At 50.5% G+C, this 11,291-nt stretch carries 11 protein-coding genes; all 11 read right to left on the minus strand.

Annotated features, from left to right (window positions below):
- Positions 1-425: 425 nt before the first annotated feature.
- The 11 genes from PBA01S_RS18835 to sleB all read right to left on the minus strand — a co-directional run bounded on the left by PBA01S_RS18835 (position 426) and on the right by sleB (position 11,171).
- Positions 426-1,679, minus strand: coding sequence for a competence/damage-inducible protein A (locus PBA01S_RS18835; protein ID WP_127576517.1), 1,254 nt, complete (start codon positions 1,677-1,679; stop codon positions 426-428).
- A gap of 46 nt (positions 1,680-1,725) precedes the next feature.
- The gene (gene pgsA, locus PBA01S_RS18840) at positions 1,726-2,313 is read right to left on the minus strand and encodes a CDP-diacylglycerol--glycerol-3-phosphate 3-phosphatidyltransferase (protein WP_028539125.1); all 588 of its coding nucleotides are present in this window, start codon (positions 2,311-2,313) and stop codon (positions 1,726-1,728) included.
- Positions 2,310-3,638: a 30S ribosomal protein S12 methylthiotransferase RimO gene (gene rimO / locus PBA01S_RS18845; protein ID WP_016312380.1), complete on the minus strand. Its 1,329-nt coding sequence runs from the start codon at positions 3,636-3,638 to the stop codon at positions 2,310-2,312. Before rimO ends, pgsA begins: the two co-directional genes overlap by 4 nt.
- Positions 3,639-3,789: 151 nt before the next feature.
- Positions 3,790-4,281, minus strand: a complete 492-nt coding sequence (locus tag PBA01S_RS18850; RefSeq protein ID WP_009223078.1) for a YajQ family cyclic di-GMP-binding protein — start codon at positions 4,279-4,281, stop codon at positions 3,790-3,792.
- Between the two features lie 191 nt (positions 4,282-4,472).
- The gene (locus PBA01S_RS18855; RefSeq protein ID WP_085278759.1) at positions 4,473-5,501 is read right to left on the minus strand and encodes a helix-turn-helix domain-containing protein; all 1,029 of its coding nucleotides are present in this window, start codon (positions 5,499-5,501) and stop codon (positions 4,473-4,475) included.
- Positions 5,502-5,544: 43 nt separating this feature from the next.
- Positions 5,545-6,312: a DUF3388 domain-containing protein gene (locus PBA01S_RS18860; protein WP_016312382.1), complete on the minus strand. Its 768-nt coding sequence runs from the start codon at positions 6,310-6,312 to the stop codon at positions 5,545-5,547.
- A gap of 214 nt (positions 6,313-6,526) precedes the next feature.
- Positions 6,527-6,781 (minus strand): DUF3243 domain-containing protein, encoded by a 255-nt coding sequence (locus PBA01S_RS18865; RefSeq protein ID WP_016312383.1) that lies wholly within the window; start codon positions 6,779-6,781, stop codon positions 6,527-6,529.
- A gap of 119 nt (positions 6,782-6,900) precedes the next feature.
- Positions 6,901-7,668, minus strand: coding sequence for an elongation factor P 5-aminopentanone reductase (ymfI, locus tag PBA01S_RS18870; protein WP_036624996.1), 768 nt, complete (start codon positions 7,666-7,668; stop codon positions 6,901-6,903).
- On the minus strand, positions 7,669-8,949 hold the full coding sequence (gene yfmH, locus PBA01S_RS18875; protein ID WP_016312385.1) for an EF-P 5-aminopentanol modification-associated protein YfmH: 1,281 nt from the start codon (positions 8,947-8,949) through the stop codon (positions 7,669-7,671).
- A gap of 4 nt (positions 8,950-8,953) precedes the next feature.
- Positions 8,954-10,234, minus strand: a complete 1,281-nt coding sequence (gene yfmF / locus PBA01S_RS18880; protein ID WP_028539129.1) for an EF-P 5-aminopentanol modification-associated protein YfmF — start codon at positions 10,232-10,234, stop codon at positions 8,954-8,956.
- A gap of 100 nt (positions 10,235-10,334) precedes the next feature.
- Complete coding sequence (gene sleB, locus PBA01S_RS18885; RefSeq protein ID WP_028539130.1) at positions 10,335-11,171, minus strand: spore cortex-lytic enzyme; 837 nt, start codon at positions 11,169-11,171, stop codon at positions 10,335-10,337.
- Positions 11,172-11,291 lie beyond the last annotated feature (120 nt).

Consider the following 11,291-nt stretch of genomic DNA (forward strand, 5'->3'; position numbering starts at 1 on the left):
ATCGTACCGGATTATAATCGATTTTTCATACAGATCACGTAGATTTGGCCTCATGAAGCACAATTATATATAATTTTTCGAATAGATTCCCTGTTCCCACCAATCCGACGCACCATAACTAAACTAGCAAAGCGACAATCAACTCAACCGGTTCATACTCCCCAATTTCCAACGCCCCCTTCCAACGTTACTCTCCCAACAAAAAAAGAACCGCAGCACAACTCAATCCGTTTGCTACGGTTCTTCCGTATCTTGATTATATGTCATATTCTTCCAAAACGCAAGAGCTGCAAAGCAACGAACGAACATTGGAACATTGAGCCCGCTCGTATTGCAAAGCACTCCTGCCCTTCCCCTGATTGATCGGGATAATGCGTAAAAATAAGCCACTATACACTAAGCTGCTGTACAGTGAAAAGCCCACCTTATCTTCCCTGCAAGACCCGCCACAATTGGTAGAACAGCGACTTCACAGCGCGCAGTCGAATGATCTCACGGTTGCCCTTGAGGTTCAGTTCGAAGACGGCAGTATCCGCACCCTCGCGCGCAATCGCAACATACACGAGCCCCACAGGCTTGCGCTCAGAATGAGCAGGCCCTGCCACGCCGGTGATCGACAGCCCAATGTCGGTGCCTACAGTCAGGCGCACCTGCTCCGCCAGGACCTTGGCCGTTTCCGAACTGACTGCGCCTGGCGCATTTTCACCTTCAAGCAGGTCATGCGGCACGTTGAGCAACTTCTCCTTCATCGCATTGGAGTAGCATACGATCCCGCCCGTAAACACGGCTGAACTGCCGGGCAATGCGGTGAACATCTCCATGAGTAGGCCGCCGGTGCAGCTTTCGGCTGCGCTCAACGTAAGACCGCGCGAAGCCATTAAATCGAGGATCGTCTTCTCGATAGGCTCATCCACGTTCGCGTACAAATGCTCCGGCAGCCGCGAGGCAATCTCACGCTCCATCGCATCCAGCTTCACCGCCGCTTCCTGCTCGTTTGCCGCTTTAGTGGAGATGCGAATCGTAACTTCGCCTTCCTTCGCATAGGGCGCTACCGTAGGATCACTTTGCGCCTGAATCAGGTCGAGCAGTTTGGTCTCCAAGGCAGACTCGCCAACCCCCGCAAACTTCAGCATTCGCGAAAAAATCGGCATCTCGCTGGTCAGCACATGCTTCAAAATCCAAGGCTTCGCCTGATGCTCGAACATCGGCTTCATTTCCTTTGGCGGACCAGGCAATACGATATAGAACTTGCCGTTCAACGCAATCGCATTGCCCACCGCCAGACCAGTTTCATTCGGAAGCGGCGTGCCCCCTTCAATGGCGAGCGCCTGACGGCGATTGTTCTCCGTCATTGGGACACCGCGGTCTTGGAAGAATCGCTCGATATTCGCCATCGCTTCCGGATCGATGTATAGCGTCCGACCGAGTACCTCAGCCAGCGCTTCCTTCGTAAGATCGTCCTGGGTTGGACCCAGCCCGCCGGTTAGGATCAGCACATCCGCCCGCTCCGATGCCGTCTTTACCGCTTCCGCCAGTCGATTCATATTATCGCCAACCACCGTTTGGAAATAAACATCGAGCCCAAGCGCGGCTAACTCCTGAGACAAGTACTGTGCATTTGTATTGACGATTTGACCAAGCAGCAGCTCTGTCCCTACCGCAATAATTTCCGCTTTCATTTTCGCATGCCTCCTTCAGTGTTCTGCCTTAACTCCCAAAATCCATTTATACTTTGGAAAAAGAAAGCACGCTCTTATTCTTCACGAAATAATCAATCCCTGAATACAACGTGATGATTGCCGCCAGCCAAATCGCGATATCATCAAACGGGATCGACAACCATTCAAACGGAAAATTGTTCAGGAGCAACGCCGAAATCGCGATGATCTGCGTGATGGTCTTCGCCTTGCCCCACTTGCTGGCCGCAATGACGGAGCCTTCCAGAAGCGCAACTTCACGCAAGCCGGTCACCGCAAACTCACGGGCGATAATGATAACTGCAATCCAGGCATCGCATTTGCCCAAGGCCACAAGACCAATCAGCACCGTTCCTACCAGCAGCTTATCTGCAAGCGGATCAAGCAGTTTACCTAAATTGGTGACCAGATTATATTTACGAGCGATGTAACCATCAATTCCGTCCGTGCTGGCAGCGATAATAAACAGCACTGCCGCTATCAGTTGGTTTACCGGCAACGAGTACTCGCCAAGCGTCAGCTCATAGGCGAGCCATCCGGCATCCAACAGCAAGAAGACCAGCATCACCGGAATCATGAAAATACGAGCTAATGTGATACGGTTGGGCAAATTCACAGGACAGCCTCCCCGGACAAATCATAATCAAAAGCATGCGTAATTCGCACTTTGGTCAGTTCTCCTAGCCCGACCGGGCAATTCGTGACGTAAACTTCGCCATCAATTTCCGGAGCGTCATATTGCGAGCGGCCGACGTAAACGTCGCTACGCCCGTCATAACGTTCGATCAGCACGTCCAGAACCTGACCGATGTACTTACTGCTGTTGGCGTTTGCAACCTCCCGCTGAATCTCCATCAGCGTATTCGCCCGCCATTCTTTGACCTCTTCATCCACTTGATCCGGCAAACGTGATGCCGGCGTATCCTCTTCCTTGGAATAGGTAAATACACCAAGGCGGTCGAACTTGATCTCACGCACAAACTCACATAACCGCTCAAAATCTTCATCCGTTTCCCCTGGAAACCCAACGATCAAAGACGTACGTAAAGAAACGTTCGGTATCCGCGCACGAATCTTTGCAACCAGCTCGCGGATGTCGCGATTCCGGCCAGGCCGACGCATCCGTTTCAAGATGGAGTCTTCGCTGTGTTGTAGCGGCATATCCACGTATTTGCAGATTTTCGGATTGGTCGCCATCATCTCAATCAGCTCGTCCGTAAAGAAGCCGGGATAAGCATAATGCAACCGCACCCACTCCACGCCTTCCACCTGAGTGACGCGATCCATCAGCTCTGCCAACTTAAACTCGCCATACAAGTCGGTACCGTAATTGGTAGAATCCTGCGCAATCAGGCTGATTTCCTTAACGCCCTGGGCCGCCATGCTGCGGACTTCCTCCAAAATCGATTCCATGGAACGGCTGCGGAACTTCCCGCGCATGATCGGAATGCTGCAGAACGTACAGTTGTTATCGCAGCCCTCAGCGATCTTCACGTAGGTCGTGTAGCGGGCTGTAGACAGCTTGCGCGGCAACGCTTGTTCATAATTAAAGACAGGGTTGCCGACCAGCGCCGGCTTCTTGCCTTTCAGCGCTTCGTCAACGATCCGATTGATTTGGTGAAAATCTCCCGTCCCCACAATACCGTCGATCTCCGGCATTTCCTCCATTAAAGCCTGCTTATATCGCTGCGTCAAACACCCGGAAACGATCAGTGCTTTCAATCTTCCGCTTTCCTTCAAATCGGCCAGCTCAAGAATCGTATTTACCGATTCTTCCTTCGCCGCATCGATAAATCCGCAGGTGTTGACGATAATGACGGTTGCATCCTCGCGATTATCCACCAAGGAATAGCCGCGCTGCTCAATTAGACCCGACATGATTTCCGAGTCCACCAAATTTTTCTCGCAGCCCAATGTCACGATTTTTACCTTTTCTGTCATGAACCATTTCCCCCATCGTTGAAAGCCAAAATTCCCGTCAAACTTAAGGATTAAACAACCTCTACAAGTATAATATTCCGGGACCAATGCTGTCAAAAATATGAAAAGGGCCTGCCGCAGCTAGATATTCCCTGCAGGAGACCCTTGTGCACTATTTAAAATTGGTGAACTGCAAATCCACCGACAAGTCGGCTTTACGCAGCATCTGAATAATCTCTTGTAAATCGTCACGGCTCTTGCCTGTTACGCGAATTTGATCGCCTTGAATTTGGCTTTTGACCTTCAACTTGGAATCGCGAATCAGCACATTAATTTTCTTGGCATTTTCCTGGTCGATCCCTTGCTTCAATTTAATTCGCTGACGCACGGTGCCCATGGATGCCGGTTCCACTTTGCCGTAATCCAAGTTCTTGATCGGCAACCCGCGCTTAATCATTTTCGATTGCAGGATGTCGATGACCGCTCCCAGCTTGTATTCATCGTCAGAAACGATAACCAGTTCGTCTTTCTCCAGCTTCAGCTCGCTCTTGCTACCTTTGAAATCGAAGCGGTTTGCAATTTCCCGTTCCGTTTGGTCGATTGCGTTGGTCAATTCCTGCATGTCCATTTTTGAAACGATGTCGAAAGAATTTTCCGAAGCCATAAGTCACATTCCTTTCTCGGTTTCCAATCTTTACATAATTAAATTATATGTAAAAAAAATCGCAAAGTCGAGCCATTCGTCGCCGCCATTACCATACTGCCGAATAAAGCCAAAAAAGCGCTGCTTGACCTGATGGTCCTCACCGCGCTTTTGATTAAGCGAATAAGCGATCAGCTTGTGGCCGGCCTCGCTTATTCGTTGCCTTCTGTGGTTGAATTGTCTCTACCCATACCGGCGTCTTCCGTTCCGGTATCCCCTGTGGTACCGCCGCCTGTTCCGTCATCAAGGTTCAATAGGAACTTGGACGTCGTCTTTCCATCCTCAATTGTTTGTCCGGCGACCGTGATCACGGTTTGAGAGGAATTACCCGATTTGACGAATAACCCTTCCGGTCCGATATCATAGGTTAATACGTCGCCTTCTTTAGTGTTGTCATAAAACAACTTCTCACCCTTAGAGTTGCCTTTGCGTACTTCAACCCAACTTTTTCCGCTAGCTGTAATCACGACTTGCACAGGCCCCGTCCCAGGGTTTTGAATCTTGAACTTCGTAGTGCTACCTTCCGTTCCGTCCGGTACGATCGTCACCGCCTGATTATCGGTATCATTCGTCGGGGATTCGTCTCCCGCGTTCCCCGCATTCCCGGTATTCGTATCGGTACCCTGATTTGATCCCGATTCCGCACCATTGTTTGTCCCATTCTGGGCGCCATTGTTCCCGCCTACGGCATCGCCACTGGCTGTATTACCGGTTTTGTTGCCATTTTGGTTGGTCCCCTGAGTGACCGGCGTAGGATCCGGCTCCTTATTGTTATCCGCTTGATCGTTATTGTTTCCCCATACTGTGAAATACAGATAGATAACAATCAAAATCAGCACAGTAAACGACCACATCAGCGTCGTGGACAGCCATTTCGAGTTGCGCTCGTTGTGCTGCCGGCTGCGGCGCTTTTGAATCACCGGTTCCATCGTAGGTTCCGGAGCTGTAGAAGGCACGTTTTGCCGATGTTCGGCAAGCAGTTCGTCCGCGTCCAAGCCGACGGTCTCCGCATACGTTTTAATAAAAGCCCGAACATAGAAGCTACCAGGCAGAACCTTATAATCCCCCATTTCGATGGCTTCCAAATATCGTTTGCGAATCTTCGTCATTTCCTGTACGTCATCCAGCGACAAACCTCTGGCAAGGCGGGCTTCTCTTAACTGCTGGCCCAAATCCGACACGACCATCACCTCCTGCTTATGATTTCTTTATGCGGCTCATCGTTTAGAGATCGTCCGTATAAATTGTCGTGAACGTATCGTAAACGATTTGCTCATCAGGATTGTTACGCAATTCAATAATTATGTCAAAATTGTCATAACTATATTCAGACTCTTTCACAAACACATCCGGGTGTTCGATAACTTTCGTGGAAGGCATGGACATCAACTCTTGCAAGAGCTGATGGTGCTTTTCATTGGAACGAAGAGTACTTATGATACCGTCAATAATAAATACATTCCTAGGGTCCATTTCATTCTCTGACAATTGGCTGCGTACCGTTTGCCGCAAGAGCGTTGAAGATACAAACGTCCATCGTTTCATCGCGCAGACGCTTCCGGCGATAATCGATTCCGTCTTCCCCACACGAGGCATCCCTCGTAGTCCGATCACCTGATGGCCATCCCGTTTCATGATTTCGCCTAGAAAATCAACTAAGATCCCCAGCTCATCCCGCGTAAATCGGAACGTCTTGCGATCATCGGAATCCCGATCGATATAGCGTCCATGACGGACGGCGAGCAAATCGACTAGACGCGGATTCCGCAAAGCGGTGACCGTAATACTGTCCACCTTGTTCAATAACTGACTGACTTGTTCGATTTTTCCGTCATCATTGGTCTCGAGCAGCAGCCCGCGCGTCTTGCCTTCCACGCCGTTAATCGTTAAGATGTTGATCTCCAACATCCCTAACATGGAGGCGATATCCCCCAAAAGTCCTGGGCGATTTTTATGTATTTTGTATTCTAAGTACCATTGCTTCTCATCCATCCCAGACACCTTCTCCATATCCTCTTGCTCTTTCGACAAAATAGGTCTTAATTCCTGCTAATTCGCAGAAAACAATTTATAAAGAACAAATCTTCCCATTCCTGATAACAGATGTTCATATGTGTTTTATGATATATAAAATAAAATTGAAAGGCAAGCGGGCGGAGAAAATGGGGGAAAAGCTCCCGAAGCGGGAGCTTTTCCAAAGATCGAACTATGCGTTTTTCTTGGCCAACTTCACCATCAGACGAGCGATGGTCTTCCGCTCTTCTTCCGTACCCACATCCCAAATTTCTTTGAGCGCGCGGTTGGATTCGTTTTGCGGATCCACTTTGTCGTCCAGAAAACCGCCGATTTCGTATGCGAGGTTGGTGATTTCCTCTTCGCTGAAGCCGGCATTTTCCGCATGCTTGACGCGATCACCCAGGAATTTCTTCCATGTATCAAAATTTTTGAGTACTGTTGACATGATAAATCCTCCTTCGCTTGGCGATTTAAAATCAACAGTCGTAATATGCGAAAATCCCGGGGATTTTATGCGCGCGCCGAGCTCCAACACTTAATCCAAAACCTGTGAAAACATCGGACTCAGGTAATCCAGCCGCCGTTGGGGCTGATGATTTGCCCGGTGATATAACCGGATTCCGGCAGCGCCAAAAAATAAACTAATGAGGAGATCTCCTGCGGTGAACCCAGCCGTCCTATAGGAATATCCTCCTCCAACTGCCGCAACTCCTCCGCATCAAACCGCTCCATCATCTCGGTCTTCACCGCTCCTGGAGCGACGGCATTCACCGTAACACCGGAGGGGGCCAGTTCCTTGGCCAGCGCTTTGGTAAATGCATTAACTCCGCCTTTGGCTGCCGAATAGGCAACCTCACAAGAGCCACCCGTGATTCCCCAAACGGAAGAAACGTTGATAATACGCCCGAAGCGTTGGCTGATCATATGCGGCATAAACAGCTGGCTGCAGAGAAACACACTTTTCAAATTGACGTTCATAATGTCGTCCCATTCGTCTTCGGTCACATCGGACAAGAGTGCATAATGCGAGATGCCCGCGTTGTTGACCAATATGTCGGGATACAACCCGTAATTGTCGAGCCGTTCCTTCATCCGCAGGATCTGCTCCTTGCTGCGCAGGTCTGCCGCGACCGTGTACGCCTTGGCTCCGAGCTCCAAGCATTTGCGGGCGACCTCATTGGCCGCTTCGTGAGATTTCATATAATGAATGACCACGTTCATGCCCACCGAAGCGAACCGCAGCGCCACCTCGGCGCCGATCCCCCGGCTTGCTCCAGTGATGAGGACGGTCATGTCCGCGATATTTTTTCCTATCCCATGATTGGTCTGCATTTACGGGCTCACCACAATCGAGACGGCAAGCTGCTCCCAATCGATATGCTCGCGCAGCCGCGCGTTAATCTCTTCCAAGGTCAGCGATTCATAAATCGGAAGGACCGTAAACAGATCGCCGCCGCGGAATTTGTAACGGGTGAATTCGTGAGCGATGTTCTCCGGCGAGTTCAACATGCGCAAGTATCCACCGATCTTCTTCTTGCGCGCCCGTTCAAAATCTTCCTGACGGAATCCGGAAGCGAGCACCGCCTCAGTTTCCTCCTTAATTACAGCCAGCATCCGGTCTGGATCCTTCGTATCCCCGCCGATCGCCGAAAACGCGTAATTCGGGTTGCTGTTGTATTCATGGCCAAAGCTGTCAGAGATCAGGTCGAGATCGTACAGCTTTTGGTACAGCTTCGTGCTGGCCCCAAACAGCAGATCCAGTGCCAGCTTCGTAGCCAGATCGCGGCGCAGCAATTCCTCGCCGGCAAAGCCGAGGCGCGTCTCTTTAAAGCCAAATAAGCATTTTGGCTGCGACACCGGCAGGCGGGATTCCCGCCGTTTCTCCGACACTTCACGCGGCTCCGGATCAAACAACCGCTCGATGGATCCTTGCGGTTTGTATTCCTTTTTCGCTTGATTATCCCGGACCAGCTTGAACACTTCCTCCGGATCTACCCCGCCAACGACGAACAACAGCATGTTGCTCGGATGGTAAAACGCATTGTAACACGTATACAACGTTTCCTTGGTAATGGTGCCAATCGATTCTACGGTGCCGGCGATGTCGATGTGAACCGGATGCACCTTATACATCGCTTCGATCAGGCCAAAATAGACCCGCCAATCCGGGTTATCCCGATACATGCCGATCTCTTGGCCGATAATGCCTTTTTCCTTCTCGACGTTCTGGTCGGTAAAGTAAGGATGCTGTACGAAATTAATCAGCGTCTCCAGGTTGGCCGCAATCTTCTCCGTTGCCGAGAACAGGTAGACCGTCTGGTCGAAGCTGGTAAACGCATTCGCGGAAGCGCCTTGGGAAGCAAAGGTGGCAAAAATATCGCCTTCAGGCTCCTCAAACATTTTATGCTCCAGAAAATGGGCAATACCATCTGGAACCGAAATGTCGTCTTGCCCTTCTACCCGGAAATGGTTATCGATTGAGCCGTATTTGGTCGCGAACGTGGCGTACGTTTTCTGGAAGCCCGGTTTTGGGAGTACATACACCTGCAAACCGTTGTCCATCGTTTCGCGATACAGCGTTTCCTGCAAAGCGTCATAACGTATCGTTTCCATCCGCCTACCCCTCCTTCTGGCCTGTCAAAAAGTATATCGTATCAAGCTGGACGGTTTCCGCGGCCGCTACAACATCTTTAGGTTGAACCTGCTCGACTTGATGAAGCAGTTCCTCCGCCGACCGGTCTTTACCAGACAGAACGCGGTTGAAGTCATAGGCGATCATATCAAAAGCGGAATCCTGCATCTCCAGCAAGCTGTTGCGGATCATCGCCTTCGTCTGACTCATCTCCAGCTCGCTGATTTCTCCAGCACGCATGCTGTCCAGCTGCGCTTCGATAATGCGAAGGGCTTTCTCATAATTGGCAATTTCAATGCCGGATTGAATGCTGACGATGCCTTTATGCCCGTCGTAACGAGAGGCGGCATAGTATGCCAAGCTTTCTTTTTCCCGTACATTGAGGAACAGCTTAGAGTGTGGATAGCTGCCCAGAATGCCGTTATAGAGCAGCAAGGAAGCATAGCGATCGTCTCCATAAGTGATCGGTGTACGAAGACCTAAATTCAATTTGCCCTGATTGACGTCGAGCACTTCTTTTACGGTCCGAACTTCCTTCCCTCGAAGATCCACCTGCTCCGGCTTATATGCTGGAGTGGTTGAACGATTCAAGCTAAAATGCTTGGCAACCAGCTCCTCCACCTCGGCCAGCGTCGTGTCGCCCACCACATATAAATCCAGGTGCGCTTGCTGCAGCCAGCTTTGGTAGGAGGCGTATAAGGATTCGGGCGTTATGCCGTCCAGTTCGCTCCGTTCACCCAATGGATGGAGGCGGTACGGATCGTCCTTAAACATCTCTTCTGTACAGCGTTCAGCCGCATAGCGAATTTTATCGTTAATGATCCCTTCCAGCTTCTTACGAACGGACTCCCGTTCGGAGTTCACATAGGCGGTGCGGAACACCCCGTTCTCCTTCGCCGGCTTGGTTACGACTTCCCCTAGAAAAGCAAAGCTTTGTCCCAAGAGGGAATCGTTGCTTTTGACAAAAGAATCATTAATCGTGTCCATACGGAACTGGACCATTTGGTAATTGCCGCGTTTATATACATCAAAGCCGAAGCCCGCTCCGTACATATGCTCCAGCTGCTCGCGGAACTGCGTCGTTTCCGGATATGATTCCGTACCCCGGCGCAGTACGAACGGAGTAAGGGCCGTTGCGGTAACCGTTTGCTCTTGCAACGGCAGTCCCGCATATAGAGAAATGGCAAAAGTTTTGAATCGGTTGGTCGGCAGGACATGCAGACGAATATGGCCTACGGTGCCGCGCTCAAATCGCGTTTTGTTCAAAGCCAAAACTCCTTTACAAGAAAGTCAGTTCCATTCTATACCAATTCAAAGGAAAGAAGCAACCTGACGACAAGCGGCTGCTCCTTCGAAACTTAGCTATTTACATGCAGAAAATATGCTCTCCGATCGTCTTCACCTGCGGACGCGACCAGATCCATTTCGATGTCGCCGTTTTTGGGTTAAAGTAATACAAGCAACCGCCGGTTGGATCCCAGCCGTTTAGCGCTTGCTGCACAGCTTTACGTGCCTGTTCGTTTGGCTCCAGCCAGATTTGACCGTCGGCAACGGCTGTAAATGCGCCTGGCTGAAATATCACGCCGGATACGGTGTTAGGGAAGCTCGGCGACTTCACCCGGTTCAAAATAACCGCAGCTACGGCAACCTGCCCTTCGAAGGGTTCCCCCCGTGCCTCTCCGTATACCGCATTCGCCATAATTTTTAAATCGTTCTCCGACAGCCCCATAGTGTTAGAGGCGGATAGATCTTCGGATTCGGCTTTGACGCTGCCGCCGCCACTGGACTTATTGGCCGCACCGTCTTGGGACTTCTTGCTTCCGCCGGTATTCGCGTACTCCATGCCTGGCTTCCAGTTTTTTGTGGCATTGTACAGCTTCAGTTTCGTTTTGGGACCTGCGAGTCCGTCAACCTTCATGCCAAATTCCGACTGAAACCATTTAAGCGCCTCGAGGGTTTTGGGTCCAAAATAACTGTCCAGCTTCCCATGATAAAAACCGAGATAAGCGAGCCGTCCTTGCAGCTCATACACGTCCTTCCCGAAAGCTCCATAATCGATAACCTGTTCACTGAACGCGGGCTGCGCTTTATAAGTATTGACTTTGCCCTCGGTAAGCGTATGCCGGAGCACGTCGGCCCCGTATCCGATTCCGAACAAGAGCAGCACTAAACCGGAGGCAAACCAGATCTTTGCTTTCTTCATACGTTTAGCTCTACCTCTCTTCTTAGAAGTTGTTCTACAAGGATGGGTAACTTTAGTATGACAACCGTTGTCCCTTCCTATGCACCCATAAGGTTCGAGCTAGACGAATTAAAGAAAAGG

The organism is Paenibacillus barengoltzii NBRC 101215, assembly GCF_004000745.1.
Taxonomy (GTDB): Bacteria; Bacillota; Bacilli; order Paenibacillales; family Paenibacillaceae; genus Fontibacillus; species Fontibacillus barengoltzii.